Raw genomic sequence first — 19,196 nt, forward strand, 5'->3', positions numbered from 1 at the left:
CCCCATGAGCGCCTACGTCATCGACAGCGCGCTGTTCCGAGACCAGTTCAGCACCGCCGCCACCCGGAGCATTTTCAGCGACGAACAGACCGTCCAGAAATGGCTGGACGTGGAAGCGGCACTCGCCCGCGTGCAAGCCGGCATGGGCATCATTCCCCAGCACGCCGCCGACGAAATCCAGGCCAAGGCCAGGGTGGAGCTTATCGACCTGGCGCAGCTGAAGCAGGAAATGGACCGCACCAGCCACCCCATCGTTCCGCTGCTGCGGGCCATGAAAAAAGTGTGCGACGGCGACACCGGGGAATTCATCCACTGGGGCGCGACGACGCAGGACATCGTCGACACCGGCACCATCCTGCAAGTCAAGGAAGCGCTGGAGCAGATCGAGAACAACTACCGCCGGGCACAAGCCCACGTCGTCGCGCTGGCCGAACGGCATCGCGACCAGACCATGGCCGGGCGCAGCCACGGCCAGCAGGCCCTGCCCATCACCTTCGGCTTCAAGGCCGCGGTGTGGGCCGCCGAGATCGGCCGCAACCTGGAACGCCTTCGGCAGATGAAGGAACGGGTGCTGGTCGGCCAGTTCTCCGGCGCGGTCGGGACGCTGGCCGCCCTGGGCGACCAAGGCATCGCGGTCCAGGAAGCGCTGTTCCAGGAACTGGGCCTGGCCTGCCCCGAGATCTGCTGGCACGTGGCGCGCGACGGCATCGCCGAACTGGCCTGCGTGCTGGCGATCTGCACCAGCACCGCCGGCAAGATCGCCCACGAAATCTACAGCCTGCAGAAAACCGAGACCGCCGAGCTTGAAGAGCCCTTCACCCTGGGCAAGGTCGGCAGCAGCACCATGCCCCACAAGCGCAATCCGCCCGCCTGCGAGGGCATCGTGGCGATCTCGCGCGTCGTCCGCAGCACCGTGGCGCTGGGACTGGAAGGGATGATGGCCGAGCACGAACGCGACAAGATCGTGCTGCAGACCGAACGCGAATTCGTCACCCGCCTGTGCTGCATGGCCGACGCGGCCTTCGCCAAGCTGGCCTACGTCACCGCCGGCCTGACCGTCCGGGGCAACAACATGGAACGCAACCTGTCCGTGCAGAAGGGCCTGCTGCTGTCGGAAGCCGTCATGATGAAGCTGGGCGACCACCTGGGCAGGCAGGAAGCCCACGAACTGGTCTACGAGATCTGCATGGACGTGTTCGAGCAAGGCGGCACCTTCAAGGACGGCCTGCTGGCCAACCCGACCATCGCCCGCCACCTCAAGCCCGAGGACATCGACCGCATGCTGGATCCCCAGGCCTACACCGGCGCCGCCGGCACCTTCGTGGACCGCGTCGTGGCCGCCCACCGCGGCGCCACGGCCTGACCACCACGCAAAAGAAAACGGCCTTGCGGCCGTTTTCTTTTTGCTCAGGCAGTGTTCAAGAGGTCAAAAGTTCAGGGAACGCTTGTCCACCGCCAGCGCGGCTTCCTTCACCGCCTCGGACAGCGACGGGTGCGCATGGCAGATGCGGGCGATGTCTTCCGACGCCGCGCGGAACTCCATGGCCACCACGCATTCCGAGATCAGTTCGGAGGCCTGCGGGCCGATGATGTGCACGCCCAGGATCTCGTCCGTCTTGGCGTCGGCGATGACCTTGACCATGCCGGTCGTGTCGCCCAGCGCGCGGGCGCGGCCGTTGGCCAGGAACGGGAAGGTGCCGGTCTTGTAGGCGCGGCCTTCGGTCTTGAGCGCCTGCTCGGTCTGGCCCACCCAGGAGATCTCGGGCGAGGTGTAGATGACCGACGGGATCGTATTGAAGTTGACGTGGCCATGCTGGCCGGCGATACGCTCGGCCACGGCAACGCCCTCTTCCTCGGCCTTGTGCGCCAGCATGGGGCCGCGCACGACGTCGCCGATGGCCCAGACGTTGGGCAGGCCGGTGCGGCAGTCTTCGTCGACCGCCACGAAGCCGCGCTCGTCCAGCTTCAGGCCCACGCCTTCGGCGTTCAGGCCCTGGGTGTTGGGCACCCGGCCGATGGACACGATCAGCTTGTCGACGACCAGCGACTGCTCGGCGCCGGCGGCGTCGGTGTACTTGACCGTGACGGTCTTGGCCGCGGCCTTGACCTCGGCGATCTTCACGCCCAGATTGATCTTCAGGCCCTGCTTGGTCAGGACCTTCAGGGCTTCCTTGGCGATCTGCTCGTCGGCGGCCGGCAGGAAGTTGGGCATGGCTTCCAGGATGGTCACGTCCGAACCCAGGCGGCGCCACACGCTGCCCAGCTCCAGGCCGATCACGCCGGCGCCGATCACGCCCAGGCGCTTGGGCACGCCGCCGATGGCCAGCGCGCCGTCGTTGGACAGCACCTGCTTTTCATCGAACGGCAGGTCGGGCAGCGCGCGCGGGCTGGAACCGGTCGCCACGATCACGTGCTTGGCGACGAGCTCTTCCTCGGCCGGGCCGGAAACCTTGATCGACCAGCCGCCGTCGACCTGGCCCGAGAACGCGCCCGTGCCGTGGAAGAAGGTGACCTTGTTCTTCTTGAACAGGAACAGGATGCCGTCGTTGTTCTGCTTGACGACGGTGTCCTTGCGGCTGATCAGCTTGCCCAGGTCCAGGCCCAGGCCCTTGACCTCGATGCCATGGTCGGCAAAGTGGTGGCCGGCGTGCTCGTAGTATTCGGACGATTGCAGCAGCGCCTTCGAGGGGATGCAGCCCACGTTGGTGCAGGTGCCGCCGGGGGCGGGACCGCCCTTGGCGTTGCTCCAGGCGTCGATGCAGGCCACCGACATACCCAGTTGTGCGGCGCGGATCGCGGCGATGTACCCGCCAGGACCGGCACCGATGACGACGACGTCGAATTGCTTACTCATTTCATTCTTCCAGTTAGAAGGACCCAACTCCCCCAAGTGCCAACGCGGGTATTGACCCAGGGCACCGCCGATCCGGCTCCGCCGGTCGGCCAGTACCGCCCCCTGGGGGGCGCGCGTAAGCGCGTAGGGGGGGTTAAATGTCTAGCAGCAGGCGCTGCGGGTCTTCCAGGGCTTCCTTCATCGCGACCAGGCCCAGCACGGCTTCGCGGCCGTCGATGATGCGGTGGTCGTAGGACATCGCCAGGTAGTTCATCGGACGGACGACGATCTGGCCGTTTTCCACCACGGCGCGGTCCTTGGTGGCGTGCACGCCCAGGATGGCCGACTGCGGCGGGTTGATGATGGGGGTCGACAGCATCGAGCCGAAGGTGCCGCCGTTCGAGATCGAGAACGTGCCGCCGGTCAGGTCGTCCAGGCTGAGCTTGCCTTCCTTGGCCTTCTGGCCGAATTCGGCGATCTTCTTCTCGATGTCGGCCAGGCTGAGCTGGTCGGCGTTGCGCAGGATGGGCACCACCAGGCCGCGCGGGCTGCCGACGGCGATGCCGATGTCGAAGTAGCCGTGGTAGACGATGTCCTTGCCGTCGACCGAGGCGTTGATGACGGGATAGCGCTTGAGCGCGGCCACGGCGGCCTTCACGAAGAAGGACATGAAGCCCAGCTTGACGCCGTGTTCCTTCTCGAACTTGTCCTTGTACTTGGCGCGCAGGTCCATCACGGCCTGCATGTTGACCTCGTTGAACGTGGTCAGGATGGCGTTTTCCGATTGCGACTGCAGCAGGCGCTCGGCCACGCGGGCGCGCAGGCGGCTCATCGGCACGCGCTGCTCGGGACGGCCGTTGACCAGGGTCGCGGCGTCGTTCACGACGGGCGCGGCAGCGGGCTTGGCGGCCGGCGCGGCGGCGGCGCCCAGGGCGTCGCCCTTGGTGATGCGGCCACCGCGGCCCGTGCCTTGCACCGACTCGGGCGAGATGCCCTGCTCGGCCAGCAGCTTGGCGGCGGCGGGCGACGGGATCGAGGTCGCGGGCGCGGCGGCCGGGGCGGCGGCGGGTGCGGCGGCAGGAGCCGGGGCGGCGGCGGCAGGCGCCGGAGCAGCGGCGGCGGGAGCGGCGGCGGCCTTGCCTTCCGTGTCGATCTTGGCGATCACTTCTTCCGAGACGACGGTGCTGCCGTCGGCCTTGACGATCTCGGCCAGCACGCCGTCGGCGGGCGCCGGCACTTCCAGCACGACCTTGTCGGTCTCGATCTCGATCACGATTTCGTCGCGCGAGATGGCTTCGCCCGGCTTCTTCTTCCAGGTCAGCAGGGTGCCTTCCGACACCGATTCAGAAAATTGGGGGACTTTTACGTCGACTATGGCCATGTCAGTTATTCCGCAAGTATGGGGAGTTTCTTCTGGGTCCGGCGCCAGGCGGCCGGGAGCCGGGACCGCCTGCAAGCGGCGGTCCCGGACGTAAGGATCACTTGGTCAGCACGACGCCCTTGAGACGGCCGAAGGACTGGTCGAGCAGCGCCTTCAACTGCTCCATGTGCTTGGAGTAGTAGCCGACGGCCGGCGACGCCGAGGCCGGACGGCCGGCATAGGCGAGCTTCTGGCCTTCGTTCATGTTCTCGTACAGGTGATGCTGCACGTAGAACCACGGGCCCTGGTTCTGCGGCTCGTCCTGCACCCAGACCACCTCGGTGGCGTTCGGGTACTTCTTGAGCTCGGCGGTCAGGCTCTTGTGCGGGAACGGATACAGCTGTTCGGCGCGGGCGATGGCCACGTCGTTGGCGCCTCGCTCCCTGCGGGCGTTGACCAGGTCGTAGTAGACCTTGCCCGAGCAGACCAGCAGGCGCTTGACCTTGGAAGCGTCGATGGTCTCGTCGACTTCGCCGATCAGCGTCTGGAACGAACCCTTGCTCAGGTCGGACAGCGGCGAGGTGGCATCCTTGTTGCGCAGCAGCGACTTGGGCGTGAAGATGACCAGCGGCTTGCGGAACTGGCGGATCATCTGGCGGCGCAGCAGGTGGAAGATCTGCGCGGCGGTGGTCGGCTGCACCACTTGCATGTTGGTATCGGCGCACAGTTGCAGGAAGCGCTCGATGCGGCCCGACGAGTGCTCCGGGCCCTGCCCTTCGTAGCCGTGCGGCAGCATCAGCACCAGGCCCGACTGGCGGCCCCACTTGGCTTCGCCCGAGCTGATGAACTGGTCGATCACGACCTGGGCGCCGTTGGCGAAGTCGCCGAACTGGCCTTCCCAGATCACCATCGAATTGGGTTCGGCGGTCGAGTAGCCGTATTCGAAGCCCATGACGGCTTCCTCGGACAGCAGCGAATCGATGACGCGGAACGGCGCCTGCGCCTCGGACACGTTCTGCAGCGGCACGTACACGCCCGAATCCCAGCGCTCGCGCTTCTGGTCGTGCAGCACGGCATGGCGGTGGGTGAAGGTGCCGCGGCCCGAATCCTGCCCGGTCAGCCGCACGGGGTAGCCCGCGGCCACCAGGCTGGCGAAGGCCAGGTGCTCGCCCATGCCCCAGTCCAGGTTCATTTCACCGCGCGCCATGGCACGGCGGTCGGCCAGGACCTTCTCGACGATGGGGTGGACCTTGAAGCCTTCCGGCACCGTGGTGATGCGCTCGCCCAGGCGCTTCAACTCGGCCTGCGGCATCGAGGTGTCGGCGGCGTCCGTCCACTTGCGGCCCAGGAAGGGCGACCAGTCGACGGCGTACTTGTTCTTGTAGTCGGTCAGGACGGGGTCGACCGTATGGCGGCCTTCGTCCATCGCCGAGCGGAAGCGCTTGACGAATTCGTCGCCCTCGTCGGCGCCGATCACGCCCTGCACCGCCAGCTTGTCGGCGTACAGCTTGCGCGTGCCGGGGTGCTGGCCGATGCGCTTGTACATCAGCGGCTGGGTCAGCGCGGGGGTGTCCTGCTCGTTGTGGCCCAGCTTGCGGAAGCAGACGATGTCGACCACGATGTCCTTCTGGAACTCGACGCGGAAGTCCAGGGCCAGGCGGGTGGCGAACACGACGGCTTCGGGATCGTCGCCGTTCACGTGCAGCACCGGCGCCTCGATCATCTTGACCACGTCGGTGCAATACAGCGTGGAGCGGGTGTCGCGCGGATCGGAGGTGGTGAAGCCGATCTGGTTGTTGATGACCAGGTGGACCGTGCCGCCCGTGCCGTAGCCGCGGGTCTGCGCCAGGTTCAGGGTTTCCATCACGACGCCCTGGCCGATGAAGGCGGCGTCGCCGTGGACCAGCACCGGCAGCACCTGCTTGCCGCCTTCCATGCCGCGGCGTTCCTGGCGCGCACGGGCGCTGCCTTCGACCACGGGGTTGACGATTTCCAGGTGCGAGGGGTTGAACGCCAGCGACACGTGGACGGGGCCGCCACGGGTCGAGACGTCGCTCGAGAAGCCCTTGTGGTACTTCACGTCGCCGGCAGCCAGGCCGCCGTCGTCGTACTTGCCTTCGAATTCGGCGAACAGGTCCTTGGGCATCTTGCCCAGGGTGTTGACCAGCACGTTCAGGCGGCCGCGGTGGGCCATGCCCAGCACCACTTCCTGGATGCCGACTTCCCCGGCATGCTGGATCAGCTCGTCGATGGCCGCGATGAAGCTTTCGCCGCCTTCCAGCGAGAAGCGCTTCTGGCCGACATACTTGGTGTGCAGGTAGCGCTCCAGGCCCTCGGCCGCGGTCAGGCGGTCCAGCACGTGCTTCTTCTGGTCGGCCGACAGGCTGGGCGTGGCTTGCGTGCTTTCCAGGCGTTGCTGGATCCAGCGCTTGATGACCGGGTCGGACACGTGCATGAACTCGACGCCGATGCTGCGGCAATACGTGTCGCGCAGCGCCTTCACGATCTCGCGCAGCGTCATGTGCTCGGCGGTCGTGAAGTAGGTGTTGGTGGCGGAGTAGACCTTGTCCATGTCGGATTCGGTCAGGCCGTAGAAGCTGGGCTCCAGTTCGGGGATGGCCGGGCGTTCCTGGCGCTGCAGCGGGTCGAGATCGGCCCAGCGCGCACCGAGGTAGCGGTAGGCGGCGATGATAGACTGGACGTGGACTTGCTTGCCCGCGACCGACAGGTCGCTTTCGGCGGTACGCGGCAGGAAGGCATTGGCACGCGCGCGCTGGGCGAAGGATTCGATGACCGGCGCATGGGCCTGGTCGCGGGTGGATTCCTGGCCGTCAACCGCCGGCGTGTGCTGCAACTGGTCGAAGTAATTGCGCCAGTTGTCGGGAACGGAACCCGGATTGTCGAGGTAGGCCTCGTAGAGTTCTTCCACGTACGGCGCATTACCCCCGAACAGATACGAGGTGCTGGATTCTTGGATGCTGGACATGATTTGCGCTTCACCTTGCCGGGTGTTTCACCCGTTCGATGCAGGACGGACCTTCCGCGACACGGCTTGGCCGATTAGCGGATAGCTAGTGCAGAAGGCGGTTGATGGAACCTTTCGGTTGGAAGGAATTAAATCAATAAACCTGTAAAGCATAGCACTTGGGGAATTCCCTTGCTCGGAAAAGCCGAGCCAGTGTGGCGGTTTGGACGACAACCACTGTACTGGATGACCCCGCGCATGTCCTTAAGTTCCGGTGCTGCAACGCAGCGCCCTCCCGCTCCCGATGCGGTGCATGCACCACATCGGGAGACGCCATCACGCCCTCTTCACGCTCACGCCACTTTCTGCTCGGCATGCTCCTCGAACTGCTCGGCCTCGGTCGAGCCGTGCAGCGCCGTGGTGGACGAACGGCCGCCCTCCACCGCCTGGGTCACCGCATCGAAATAGCCGGTGCCGACCTCGCGCTGGTGCTTGACCGCCGTGAAGCCGCGTTCGGCCGCGGCGAACTCCTTCTGCTGGAGGGCCACGAAGGCCGTCATCTGCTCGCGGGCGTAGCCATAGGCCAGGTCGAACATGCCGTAGTTCAGCGCATGGAAGCCGGCCAGCGTGATGAACTGGAACTTGTAGCCCATGGCGCCCAGCTCGCGCTGGAACCTGGCGATCGTGGCGTCGTCCAGGTTCTTCTTCCAGTTGAACGACGGCGAGCAGTTGTAGGCCAGCAGCTTGCCCGGGTACTGCTTATGGACGGCCTCGGCGAAGCGGCGCGCATAGTCCAGGTTGGGGGTCGAGGTCTCGCACCAGATCAGGTCGGCATAGGCCGCATAGGCCAGCCCGCGGGAAATGGCCTGGTCGATGCCCGCCCGCGTGCGGAAGAAGCCTTCGACGGTCCGGTCGCCGGTGATGAACGGCCGGTCGTTCTCGTCGACGTCGCTGGTGATCAGGTCGGCCGCGTCGGCATCCGTGCGGGCCAGCAACAGCGTCGGCACGCCCAGCGTATCGGCGGCCAGCCGCGCGGCGACCAGCTTGGAGACGGCCTCGCGCGTGGGCACCAGGACCTTGCCGCCCATGTGGCCGCACTTCTTGACCGAGGCCAGTTGATCCTCGAAATGCACGCCGGCGGCGCCCGCGTCGATCATGGCCTTCATCAGCTCGAAGGCGTTCAGGACGCCGCCGAAGCCCGCCTCGGCATCGGCCACGATGGGGGCGAAATAATCGATGTAGTCCGACGCGCCCGGCCGGCCTCCCTCCATCCACTGGACCTGGTCGCAGCGCTGCAAGGCATTGTTGATGCGGCGCACGACCGACGGGACGGAATTGGCCGGATACAGGGACTGGTCGGGGTACATCTCGCCCGCCAGGTTGGCATCCCCCGCGACCTGCCAACCCGACAGGTAGATGGCGCGCAGCCCCGCCTTCACCTGCTGCATGGCCTGGTTGCCCGTCATCGCGCCCAGCGAATTGACGAAGGGTTCCTCGTTCAGCATTTTCCAGAGCTTCTCGGCACCCCGGCGCGCCAGGGTGTGCTCGGGTTGCACCGAGCCGCGCAGCGCGACGACCCGTTCGGCGTCGTAGCCCCGGCGTATGCCCTTCCAGCGCGGGTTCTCGCGCCACTCCTGCTCCAGCTTCTCGATTTCGGCGTTGCGTTGGGACATGGATGTCTCCTTCAAGGGTAGTGAACGACGGTTGGAAATCCTGGCGGCCGCGGTGCCGGGTAAGAAACAATCTATAGATATGCTGCAACGCAATCAACGCTTTTAGTCTTCTACAAGAATTATTTTTTATTTAATAAAATCAATAAGTTGAAATTAAAATTCCATGATGAGAAACAAAAAACCGGCTTGTGAAAGCCGGTTTTTTTGCGGAGCAACCATTGGGCGAATGCGATTTTGCGATGTGCGGAATCGATCCAAGATACGAGAATTGCCCCCATCGATGGACAAGCATCGGGTATTTAATTAGAATTTTCTAAATTAGTATTTTCTAATATTATGCATCCATGCCTTCATCTCCGGAAGACCAGCGCTTCATGCGGGAAGGAGCCGCCCGGGCCGCGGCGCTGCTGCGCTCGGTGGGCAACGAATCGCGGCTGCTGGTGCTGTGCCTGCTGATCGAACACGGCGAACTCACGGTGGGCCAACTGCTGGCGCAGGTGCCGCTCAGCCAGTCCGCGCTGTCCCAGCACCTGGCCCGGATGCGCGACGAAGGACTGATCTCGTTCCGCAGGACATCCCAGACCCTGCACTACCGCATCGCCAATCCCGACGTGGAACGGCTGATCGCCACGCTCAAGGGAATCTTCTGCCCCTCGCCCAAGGACAGCACGACATGACGCCACGACTGCTCGAACCCCACGCCGTCTCCGCCCTGCTCGACCAGGGTGCCCTGCTGGTCGACATCCGCGATGCCGACGAGCACGCGCGGGAACGCATTCCGGGGGCGCGCCACATTCCGTTCGCCCGGCTGGCGGATGTCGGGCCGCTGGCCGGTTCGGGCACGCCCGTCGTCTTTCACTGCCGGTCCGGCAACCGCACCCGCATGCATGCGCAGGCGCTGGCCGCTCGCGCCCCTGGCGATGCTCGTATCCTGGAAGGCGGACTCGATGCCTGGAAACGCGCCGGCCTGCCCGTCGTGCAGGACCGCTCCCAGCCGCTGGAACTCCAGCGGCAGGTCCAGATCGTTGCCGGCACGCTGGTCACGTTGGGCGTGGTCCTGGGCCTGGCGGTCAGCCCCTGGTTTCACCTGCTGTCGGGGCTGGTGGGCGGCGGCCTGGTTTTCGCCGGCGTGTCCGGCTTCTGCGGCCTGGCCCGCGTTCTGGCCAGGCTGCCGTGGAACCGACGCGGCCTGGCCGCCTGAGGCCTATTTGGCGCCCAGCGACAGCTTGGGTACGACCCGGGCGTAGATGTCGCGCTCTTCATCCACCACGCGCTGGTACTCGGCCGGCGGCAGATAGGCCGGCGCGACCAGGTCGCGCGTCACGAAATTGCGGAAGGAGTCGGACTGGACGGCCGCGGCGAAAGCCGTGCTCAGTTTCTTCATGACGTCGTCGGGCGTGCCCTTGGGCACGAACAGGCCGAAATCCGCGCGCAGGGACAAGTCCACGCCGGCTTCCTTCAAGGTCGGGATCGCCGCCAGCTCGTCCGTGCGCGTCGCGCCGAACTGCGCCAGCGCCCGCAGGCGGCCGCCCTGGATCTGCGTATTGATCGTTCCCGGCGCGCCCAGGACCAGGTCGACGAAGCCCCCCGATGCCGCTGTTACCGCCGGCGCCAGCCCTCGGTACGGCACGTGGCTGAGCTTGATGCCCGCGGCGTCGGCGAACGCCTCGCCCGCCAGGTGCACGGCGGTGCCGTTGCCCGGGCTGCCGAAGGTCACCTTGCCGGGATTGGCCTTCGCGTAGGCCAGCAGCTCCGGCAACGTCTTGAACGGCGCATCGACGCGGGCCGCCAGCAGATGCGGCGTCACGCTGGCGCGGGCCAGCCCGCGCAGGTCCTCGTAGCGATACGGTGCGTTGCCGACCAGCGGCGCGACCGTGACCACGGCCGGCGCGGCATAAAGAATCGTGTAGCCGTCCGGCCTGGACTTGGCCACGAAGCCCGCGCCGATGGCACCGCCGGCGCCATCCCGGCTCTCGACGACGATCGGCTGCCCCAGCTCGCGCGAGGCCACCTCGGCCAACTGGCGCGCCTGGCCGTCGGTGGCGCCCGGCGCGTAAGGTACGACGATGGTGATCGGCTTCGACGGAAAAGGCTGGGCGCCGGCCGCGCGCAGGCCCGCGACGGCAAGAACGGGAACCAGGCACAGGGCAAGCAACTTCGGAGAACGGGTGAGCGGCATAGCGGGGACTCGTGCGGTAGTTGGGGGGAAATGTGGGCGCGGCTACGCGGCGCCGGCGGCGGCCGCCGCGCGCCTGAGCCGGTGCTCGGCCGCGTCGTTCCAGACCTGCTGGCTGAGGATGCGGCCCGCGCGCAGCTCGAAGCGGTCGATGAAGCGGATACCGTCGAAGGCCGTGCCGTCGGGCCAGCGGCCATGCAGCGTGCCCAGGCAGTAAACGATGACGCTCCCGTCGTCCGCCGGCATCGCGTCGTAGCGCTCGATATGCTTGCCCACCCACTGATAGCGGCGGGAGGAATTCGCCACGATCCCGGCCACCGACGTGGCCGGATTGCCCCCGGGACCGACGATGCGCGCCCCTTCGTGCAGTCGGGCCTGGGCCCGATCCACCTCGCGCGCTTCCAGCGCGGCCAGGTAATCGCCCACCACGTCGATGGCGGCCTGCATGTCCTGCTGGCGGGGCGTCATTGCGGCCTTCCTTGCGCGCCGGTTGCAGCCGGCTTGCGGGCCACGATCATCTTCCACGGCAGGCGCCAGGCGTGCGGCGGATGCGACAGCGCGCCCGCTTCTTCCGCGAAATCGGTGACTTCTACGCGCTCGAACCCCGCTTCGCGATAGGCCTGCGCGAGATCGATCCGGCTGTGCTCGAGCAGATAGGGTTCGTTGTTGCGCCGCGCATGGCCCGCGTAAAGCATCGCCAGCAGCGGATCGTCCGGCGGCAGGAAATCCAGGTGCGCGACCATCCCGCCCGCCGCCGTCAGGCGGCCCGTCTCGCGGATCAAGGCGCGAACGGCGCCTTCGGGCATCTCGTGCAGCAGCATCGTGGACGTGACCAGGTCGAAGCCTGCGTCCGGCAACCCGCTGGCCAGCGCATCGGCCTGGGCGAAACTGAGCCGTGACCGCAGCACGGGCGGCGCATCGTGCGCCGCGAGCGATACGCAACTGGCCGACAGGTCGATGCCATGCACGTGGGCGCCGGGCGCCGCCCGGCCGAACGCCACGCTGCTGCGGCCGAATCCACAGCCGAGATCCAGCACCCGCTTGGGGTGGCAGGCGGCGAGCACCGCCTGCGCGAAACGTTCATGCAGCGCCGGCTTGCCGACGACGCCGCCTCCCACCGCGTCCTGGTAGACGAAGGCCGCCAGGGCATCGCCGCCCAGGCCGCCCGGATGCTGGTGGATGTCCCATTCGGCATAGTAGGCGGGCGGCCGCAGGTCCGGATCCAGGCTCAGCAGCCCCGGCGGCAGGGGTTCGTCCAACACCCGGCCCAGCGCATCGCGGCAGGCCTCGACGCCGGCGACCAGGCCGTACGGTCCGGAGTAGCGCATCCGCTGCAGGTGCCGCTCCATCCAGGCGAAGACCTGGTGCGTGGGATGTTCCTCGACCCGGGCGCGGAACCCGGCGGAGGTAGCCCGAGCGGCGTTCCAGGCGGGGATGTCGCGTTCCACCTGATCGAGCAGCGAGGCGAACATTTCGCGGGCCCAATAGCCTCGCGCCGCCGCGACGAAGCGCTGGTAGGCGGCCCGGTCCCGTTCGTCGTCCCTGTCGGCCGGGCCCTGCCTGGTTTCCTTCATAGCGGCCCCCTGGCCGACTGCCGTCCCAGCAGCGGCTCCAGCACATGGGCGGCGAAGGCCGCCGCATCGTCCCGCCGCGCGGCGGCATCGGGCAGGCCCGGGCCCCTCGCCTCCTCCAGGTCGCGCACGCGCTCGCGCAGCATGTGCACCTCGGCGGCCAGCGCCAGCGTCACCCCCATGAGGCGATCGAGCACCGGATCGTTGAAAAAGATCTGCTCTGGCCGCTCCGCGGCCGAGGGGGTAGCCAACGCCATGTCCTGAATCACCATCAACATGCCAATGTGTTGACACATTAATGGATAGACCCTGGCTTTACAATGTATCCATATCTAGGTTTTCCCTAGATTTCCTTTCCTTAACTGTTGACAGTAAAACATCGGAGAATAAAAAACCCGCCTGCAAGCAGGCGGGTTTTCAGGGATGACGCTTACTCACCGGCGGCAAGCCGCCGGCCGAGGAATCAACGCTTGCCCAGGTCCGGCACGTCGCGCGCGGGCGAGCCGGTGAACAGCTGGCGGGGACGGCCGATCTTGTAGTCGGGATCGGAGATCATTTCGTCCCACTGCGCGATCCAGCCCACGGTGCGGGCCAGCGCGAAGATGGCCGTGAACAGCTGGGTCGGGATGCCGATGGCGCGCTGGACGATACCCGAGTAGAAGTCGACGTTCGGGTACAGCTTGCGCTGGACGAAGTAGTCGTCTTCCAGGGCGATCTTTTCCAGGGCCATGGCCAGCTTGAACAGCGGATCGTCCTGCAGGCCCATGGCTTCCAGCACTTCGCGGCAGGTTTCCTGCATCAGCTTGGCGCGGGGGTCGTAGTTCTTGTAGACGCGGTGGCCGAAGCCCATCAGGCGCACGCCCGAATCCTTGTCCTTGACCTTGGCGACGAACTCGCCCAGCTTGTCGACGCCGCCGGCGGCCAGCAGGTCTTCCAGCATCTGCAGCGCCGCTTCGTTGGCGCCGCCGTGGGCCGGGCCCCACAGGCAAGCCACGCCCGCCGCGATGGCCGCGAACGGGTTGGTGCCCGACGAACCGCACAGGCGCACGGTCGAGGTCGAGGCGTTCTGCTCGTGGTCGGCGTGCAGGATGAAGATGCGGTCGAGCGCGCGCTCGATGACCGGGTTCACCTGGTATTCCTCGCACGGCGTGGCGAACATCATGCGCAGGAAGTTGCCGGTGTAGGACAGGTCGTTCTTCGGATAGACGTAGGGCTGGCCGACCGAGTACTTGTAGGCCATGGCGACCAGCGTGGGCATCTTGGCGATCAGGCGGATGGCCGAGATCTCGCGGTGCTTGGGCTGGGTGATGTCGATCGAGTCATGGTAGAACGCCGACAGCGCGCCCACCAGGCCGGTCAGCACGGCCATCGGGTGGGCGTCGCGGCGGAAGCCGCGCAGGAAGAACTGCAGCTGCTCGTTGACCATGGTGTGATGGGTCACGAGATGGTCGAAGTCAGCCTTCTGCTTGGCGTTGGGCAGTTCGCCGTTCAGGATCAGGTAGCTGGTTTCCAGGAAGTCGCACTTGACCGCCAGTTGCTCGATCGGATAGCCGCGGTACAGCAGTTCGCCCTTGTCGCCGTCGATGTAGGTGATGCTGGACGAGCAAGCGGCCGTCGACATGAAACCAGGATCGAGAGTGAACATCCCGGTTTGCGCGTACAGCTTGCGGATATCCACGACCGACGGGCCGATCGTGCCTTCATAAACCGGAAACTCGGCACCCTGGCTCCCATCGGAGAACGTCAGGGTCGCTTTCTTGTCGGACAGTTTCATCGGATGTTCCTCTTCCATCAAAATCAATTCACATGGACTCCGGCCGCTCACACCGAGCGCAGCCGCTTCAGCAAGTCCCGCATGGCTGGCGTAGCAAGGTCTCCCTCGGGTTCCTTGCGAGCCAACAGATAGTCCATCAGCTCGTTGTCGGACAGCTCGAGCAACCGGGTCAACTCCGCCACGTCGGCGTCGGTAAGCCGGGATTCGTACGCGTCCAGGAAACGCGTCAGTATCAGGTCATTCTCGAGCAGTCCGCGCCGGGCGCGCCAACGCAGGCGCGTCCGGTCATGCAGGGAAAACTCCGGCACCACGGCGTCAGATCGCCCGCCGGGCCATCATTTCCTTGATCTTGCCTATTGCCCGGGTGGGGTTCAGCCCCTTGGGACAGACATCGACGCAGTTCATGATGGTGTGGCAACGGAACAAACGGTATGGATCCTCGAGGTTATCCAAACGTTCCCCGGTCGCTTCGTCGCGGCTGTCCGCGAGGAAGCGGTATGCCTGCAGCAGCCCGGCCGGGCCCACGAACTTGTCGGGGTTCCACCAGAACGACGGGCACGACGTCGAGCAGCAAGCACACAGAATACACTCATACAGGCCGTCCAGCTCTTCGCGGGCCTCGGGCGACTGCAGGCGCTCCTTCTCGGGCGGCGGCGTGTCGTTGATCAGGAACGGCTTGACCGAGTGGTACTGGTTGAAGAAGTGGGTCATGTCCACGATCAGGTCGCGGATGACCGGCAGGCCGGGCAGCGGCTTGAGCACGATGGGCTGCTTCAGGTCGAGCAGGTTGGTCGTGCACGACAGGCCGTTCTTGCCGTTGATGTTCATGGCGTCGGACCCGCACACGCCCTCGCGGCACGAGCGGCGGAAGGACAGGCTGTCGTCGACGTCGTTCTTGATGCGCACCAGCGCGTCAAGCAGCATCTTGTCGTTGGGACCCAGCTCGACCTCGAGCTTCTGCATGTAGGGACGCTGGTCCTTGTCGGGGTCGTAGCGGTAGATCTCGAACTTCACAACACGTTTAGCACTCATCAGAGCACTCCAAAAAAGTTGGGGTCCCCCCCCTACGCGCTTCGCGCGCCCCCCAGGGGGCGGCGCTGGCGGACCGGCGGAGCCGGATCCGCGGCGCCCTGGGAAGGGGTGGTCATATCGGTTAGAACGTTCTTGCCTTGGGCGGGAAGCTGTCGACGGTCAGCGGCTTCATCGTCACGGGCTTGTAATCGAGGCGGTTGCCTTCCGCGTACCACAGCGAGTGGCGCAGCCAGTTCTGGTCGTCGCGCTCGGGGAAGTCGCTGTGCGCATGGGCGCCGCGGCTCTCGTTGCGGGCGGCGGCCGACACGATGGTCGCCTTGGCCACTTCGATCAGGTTCTCCAGCTCCAGCGCTTCCACGCGGGCCATGTTGAAGACCTTGGAATGGTCCTGGAAGGCGACGCTCTTGGCGCGCTCGGCCAGTTCCAGGATCTGCCCCACGCCTTCGTCCAGCAGCGTCTGGGTGCGGAACACGCCGCAGTGGCGCTGCATGGAATTGCGGATGTCATTGGCGACGTTCTGCACGCGCTCGCCCTGCTTGCGGCTTTCCAGCGCGTCGACACGGCCCAGCGTGAAGTCCGCGGCGTCGGCCGGCAGGTCCTTGTGGCTGCGGCGCTTGAGATCGGCGCCGACGATGTGGTTGCCGGCCGCGCGGCCGAACACCACCAGGTCGAGCAGCGAGTTCGTGCCCAGGCGGTTGGCGCCGTGTACCGACACGCAGGCGCATTCGCCGATGGCGTACAGGCCGTTGACCACCGTGTTCGGGTTGCCGTCCTTGGGCACGACCACCTGGCCGTGATAGTTGGTCGGGATGCCGCCCATCTGGTAGTGGATGGTCGGCACGACCGGGATCGGTTCCTTGATGGGATCGACGTTCGCGAACTTGATCGCGATCTCGCGGATCGACGGCAGGCGCTTGTTGATCGTATCGGCGCCCAGGTGATCGAGCTTGAGCAGCACGTAGTCGCCGTGGGGGCCCGCACCGCGGCCTTCCTTGATTTCCTGGTCCATCGAGCGCGACACGAAGTCGCGCGGCGCCAGATCCTTCAGCGTCGGGGCATAGCGCTCCATGAAGCGCTCGCCGTCCTTGTTCAGCAGGATACCGCCCTCGCCGCGCACGCCCTCGGTGATCAGCACGCCGGCACCGGCCACGCCGGTGGGGTGGAATTGCCAGAACTCCATGTCTTCCAGCGGCAGGCCCGCGCGCGCCGCCATGCCCAGGCCGTCGCCGGTGTTGATGAAGGCGTTGGTCGAGGCGGCCCAGATGCGGCCCGCGCCGCCCGTGGCCAGCACGGTGGTCTTGGCTTCGAAGATGTAGATTTCGCCGGTTTCCATTTCCAGCGCGGTCACGCCCACCACGTCGCCCTCGGAGTCACGGACGAGGTCCAGCGTCATCCACTCGACGAAGAACTGGGTACGGGCGGCGACGTTGCGCTGGTAGAGCGTATGCAGCAGCGCATGGCCGGTCCGGTCGGCCGCGGCACAGGCGCGCTGCACCGGCTTTTCGCCGAAGTTGGCGGTATGGCCGCCGAACGGACGCTGGTAGATCGTGCCGTTGGGGTTGCGGTCGAACGGCATGCCGAAGTGCTCGAGCTCGTAGACCGCGTTGGTGGCCTCGCGGCACATGAATTCGATGGCGTCCTGGTCGCCCAGCCAATCCGACCCCTTGACGGTGTCGTACATGTGCCAGAACCAGTTGTCCTCGCTCATGTTGCCCAGCGAGGCGCCGATGCCGCCCTGCGCCGCGACGGTGTGCGAGCGGGTCGGGAACACCTTGGAGAAAACGGCGACGCTCAGGCCGGCCTGGGCCAGCTGCAGCGAGCAACGCATGCCGGATCCACCGGCGCCGACGACCACCACATCGAACTGGCGGCGCGGAAGAGAAGATTTAACGGCGGCCACGACTTAGATTCTCCACAGAATTTGAGCGGCATAGACGACGGAGCCGACCAGCCACAGAACGGTCAGGACTTCCAGCGCCAGGCGGATGCCCGTCGGCTTGACGTAGTCCATCCAGATGTCACGCACGCCGATCCAGGCGTGATAGGCAAGCGATATGAAGGCCAGCATGGCCAGCAGCTTGCCCAGGGGGAAGCTGAGCACTTCGAAATTGAACAGGCGCACCCAGTTTTCGTAGGTGAATTCCGGAGTGACCAGCGCGCCGATGCCCAGCACCAGCGTGTAGATGACGAGGATGACGGCGGTGACGCGCTGGAGGACCCAGTCCTTCACGCCGTAGTGCGCGCCGACGACCAGGCGCTTGGGACCGATATTTTGCGGGGCCGACATCAGAATACTCCGAACAGTTTCAAACCGAAGACGACGGTCAGCGCCAGGCTGACGACCAGCACGATGCCCGCGCTACGCTGGGCGGCGTGCTTTTCCAGTCCCTTGTGCAGATCCAGCGCCAGGAACCGGATGCCCGCACAGAAGTGATGCAGGTATGCCCAGATCAGGCCCAGCAGGACGATCTTGACCAAGGGATGCGAAGCGAAATCGTGGAACTGCGCGAAGCCGATCTCAGAAATCAGGCTGCGCTCGAACAGCGGCAGCAGCACCAGCGGCAGCGCCAGGAACAGCGCGAAGCCGGAAATGCGGTGCAGGATCGACACCTTGCCGGCCAGCGGCAGGCGGTAGCGCGCGATCTGCGTGATATTGATATTTCTGAACTGTGGGCGGGGTTTTGCGGCAGAGTCGGACATCACGACCTCGGGTAAAGTAAGCGAACCATGAAAAAAACCATTGTTGCGTGACAGGGCGTCAGGAGTCGTCCAGGAAAGCCGGGCCGGCGGGCCAGGCTTTCGTCGGGGTTCCAGGAGCCGGCGTCGTGGAGCCGCCCGAAAGCCGCCGAGTAAGGCAAACCCTGCTATTTTCGCCCATTCAGCGCCACCGTATCAAATCGTGTCCCAAAACGGCATCAATTGAGGCTGTTCCGGTAGTGGTAGCGCGAAGTCAGATACAGCCCGCGGCGCATCTCGACCGGGCGATCGCCGTAGGTGAACGAGATACGCTCGACCTGCAGCAGAGGCGTTCCCGCCTCGATATCCAGTAGCTCGGCCTCCGGCACTCCGGCCGGCACCGCGCGGATCTTCTCGTCGGCGCGGATCATGCGCACGCCGAACTCGCTTTCGAACAGGCCGTACATCGGCCCCTTGTATTCCGCCAGGCGCTCGGCCGTCAGCCCCCGGAACAGGGAGCCCGGCAGCCAGATCTCGTCGATGACCGTGGGGACTTGGCCGAACGACAGCACGCGGCGCACCAGCACCACGCTGTCGCCCGCGCGCAGCTCCAGCGCCTTGGCCACTTCGGCCGGCGCGCGCAGGCGGCGGCATTCCAGGAAGCGGCTGCGCGAGCGGGCGTGCTGCCCGTCGTCGGGCGCCAGGCGCAGGAAGCGGAACCGGACGCGGTCCTCGTGATGGGTGGCGACGAAGGTGCCCTTGCCCTGGCGGCGCAGCAGGATGTTGTCGGCGGCCAGCTCGTCGATGGCCTTGCGCACCGTGCCCTGGCTGACCTTGAAGCGGGCGGCCAGGTCCAGTTCGCTAGGAATGGCCTCGCCCGGCTTCCATTCGCCGCGATCCAGGCTTTGCAGGATCAGGCCCTTGATTTGCCTGTATAAAGGACTGAATGCCGCGCCCGGGGCACCCGGCTCCGGAGCCACGGCCGGGCCGGCCGTCGCGGGCGCGTCGGTCGAAGCGGACAGGCAGGGCGGGTGGGGCTTGAACGGCATGGCCGGGATTGTGTCACAGCGTAACCCGCGATGTCCAACGCAACCCGTAAAAAAATCTTATGTCTTATATAAAACATAAGATATGTT

General features: G+C 66.0%; 18 protein-coding genes. 3 read left to right on the forward strand and 15 right to left on the reverse strand.

Going from position 1 to position 19,196, the window contains the following annotated elements; all coding sequences use genetic code 11:
* Positions 1-4 precede the first annotated feature (4 nt).
* On the forward strand, positions 5-1,363 hold the full coding sequence (gene purB, locus WKR98_RS17865; RefSeq protein ID WP_341434248.1) for an adenylosuccinate lyase: 1,359 nt from the start codon (positions 5-7) through the stop codon (positions 1,361-1,363).
* Positions 1,364-1,426: 63 nt separating this feature from the next.
* Here purB and lpdA read toward each other — a convergent pair whose 3' ends face one another.
* The 4 genes from lpdA to aceA all read right to left on the reverse strand — a co-directional run bounded on the left by lpdA (position 1,427) and on the right by aceA (position 8,831).
* A complete protein-coding gene (gene lpdA, locus WKR98_RS17870) occupies positions 1,427-2,854 on the reverse strand; it encodes a dihydrolipoyl dehydrogenase (RefSeq protein WP_124689370.1) in 1,428 nt (475 codons plus the stop codon).
* Between the two features lie 133 nt (positions 2,855-2,987).
* A complete protein-coding gene (odhB, locus tag WKR98_RS17875; RefSeq protein ID WP_124689369.1) occupies positions 2,988-4,214 on the reverse strand; it encodes a 2-oxoglutarate dehydrogenase complex dihydrolipoyllysine-residue succinyltransferase in 1,227 nt (408 codons plus the stop codon).
* Positions 4,215-4,311: 97 nt separating this feature from the next.
* Entirely contained in the window at positions 4,312-7,179 is a 2,868-nt protein-coding gene (locus tag WKR98_RS17880; protein ID WP_341434249.1) for a 2-oxoglutarate dehydrogenase E1 component, read from the reverse strand.
* 332 nt (positions 7,180-7,511) lie between these two features.
* The gene (gene aceA / locus WKR98_RS17885) at positions 7,512-8,831 is read right to left on the reverse strand and encodes an isocitrate lyase (protein WP_124689367.1); all 1,320 of its coding nucleotides are present in this window, start codon (positions 8,829-8,831) and stop codon (positions 7,512-7,514) included.
* Between the two features lie 344 nt (positions 8,832-9,175).
* On the opposite strand from aceA, the gene WKR98_RS17890 reads away from it, so the two are divergent.
* Together WKR98_RS17890 and WKR98_RS17895 are read left to right on the forward strand one after the other, a co-directional pair.
* Entirely contained in the window at positions 9,176-9,508 is a 333-nt protein-coding gene (locus WKR98_RS17890) for an ArsR/SmtB family transcription factor (protein ID WP_341434250.1), read from the forward strand.
* Positions 9,505-10,032: a rhodanese-like domain-containing protein gene (locus tag WKR98_RS17895; protein WP_341434251.1), complete on the forward strand. Its 528-nt coding sequence runs from the start codon at positions 9,505-9,507 to the stop codon at positions 10,030-10,032. Before WKR98_RS17890 ends, WKR98_RS17895 begins: the two co-directional genes overlap by 4 nt.
* 3 nt (positions 10,033-10,035) lie before the next feature.
* On the opposite strand, the gene WKR98_RS17900 is transcribed toward WKR98_RS17895, so the two are convergent.
* The 11 genes from WKR98_RS17900 to WKR98_RS17950 all read right to left on the reverse strand — a co-directional run bounded on the left by WKR98_RS17900 (position 10,036) and on the right by WKR98_RS17950 (position 19,109).
* Positions 10,036-11,010: a Bug family tripartite tricarboxylate transporter substrate binding protein gene (locus tag WKR98_RS17900; RefSeq protein WP_341434252.1), complete on the reverse strand. Its 975-nt coding sequence runs from the start codon at positions 11,008-11,010 to the stop codon at positions 10,036-10,038.
* 42 nt (positions 11,011-11,052) lie between these two features.
* Complete coding sequence (locus WKR98_RS17905) at positions 11,053-11,475, reverse strand: nuclear transport factor 2 family protein (RefSeq protein ID WP_124689363.1); 423 nt, start codon at positions 11,473-11,475, stop codon at positions 11,053-11,055.
* The gene (locus WKR98_RS17910; protein ID WP_341434253.1) at positions 11,472-12,581 is read right to left on the reverse strand and encodes a class I SAM-dependent methyltransferase; all 1,110 of its coding nucleotides are present in this window, start codon (positions 12,579-12,581) and stop codon (positions 11,472-11,474) included. The genes WKR98_RS17905 and WKR98_RS17910 overlap by 4 nt, the downstream gene beginning before the upstream one ends.
* The gene (locus WKR98_RS17915; protein WP_124689361.1) at positions 12,578-12,835 is read right to left on the reverse strand and encodes a hypothetical protein; all 258 of its coding nucleotides are present in this window, start codon (positions 12,833-12,835) and stop codon (positions 12,578-12,580) included. Before WKR98_RS17915 ends, WKR98_RS17910 begins: the two co-directional genes overlap by 4 nt.
* Positions 12,836-13,041: 206 nt before the next feature.
* Positions 13,042-14,352, reverse strand: a complete 1,311-nt coding sequence (gene gltA, locus WKR98_RS17920) for a citrate synthase (protein ID WP_124689360.1) — start codon at positions 14,350-14,352, stop codon at positions 13,042-13,044.
* Between the two features lie 47 nt (positions 14,353-14,399).
* Positions 14,400-14,660 carry an FAD assembly factor SdhE gene (locus WKR98_RS17925; RefSeq protein WP_192901812.1) on the reverse strand — a complete coding sequence of 87 codons (261 nt, stop codon included), beginning with the start codon at positions 14,658-14,660 and terminating at the stop codon, positions 14,400-14,402.
* A gap of 7 nt (positions 14,661-14,667) precedes the next feature.
* Positions 14,668-15,384 (reverse strand): succinate dehydrogenase iron-sulfur subunit, encoded by a 717-nt coding sequence (locus tag WKR98_RS17930; RefSeq protein ID WP_124689358.1) that lies wholly within the window; start codon positions 15,382-15,384, stop codon positions 14,668-14,670.
* A gap of 121 nt (positions 15,385-15,505) precedes the next feature.
* Positions 15,506-17,284, reverse strand: coding sequence for a succinate dehydrogenase flavoprotein subunit (gene sdhA / locus WKR98_RS17935; protein ID WP_341434254.1), 1,779 nt, complete (start codon positions 17,282-17,284; stop codon positions 15,506-15,508).
* 3 nt (positions 17,285-17,287) lie between these two features.
* Positions 17,288-17,671, reverse strand: a complete 384-nt coding sequence (sdhD, locus tag WKR98_RS17940; RefSeq protein ID WP_124689356.1) for a succinate dehydrogenase, hydrophobic membrane anchor protein — start codon at positions 17,669-17,671, stop codon at positions 17,288-17,290.
* On the reverse strand, positions 17,671-18,084 hold the full coding sequence (sdhC, locus tag WKR98_RS17945; RefSeq protein WP_124689355.1) for a succinate dehydrogenase, cytochrome b556 subunit: 414 nt from the start codon (positions 18,082-18,084) through the stop codon (positions 17,671-17,673). The genes sdhD and sdhC overlap by 1 nt, the downstream gene beginning before the upstream one ends.
* 215 nt (positions 18,085-18,299) lie before the next feature.
* Positions 18,300-19,109, reverse strand: coding sequence for a GntR family transcriptional regulator (locus WKR98_RS17950; protein WP_124689354.1), 810 nt, complete (start codon positions 19,107-19,109; stop codon positions 18,300-18,302).
* Positions 19,110-19,196: the final 87 nt, after the last annotated feature.

The organism is Pigmentiphaga sp. YJ18, assembly GCF_038066655.1.
GTDB lineage: Bacteria > Pseudomonadota > Gammaproteobacteria > Burkholderiales > Burkholderiaceae_B > Pigmentiphaga.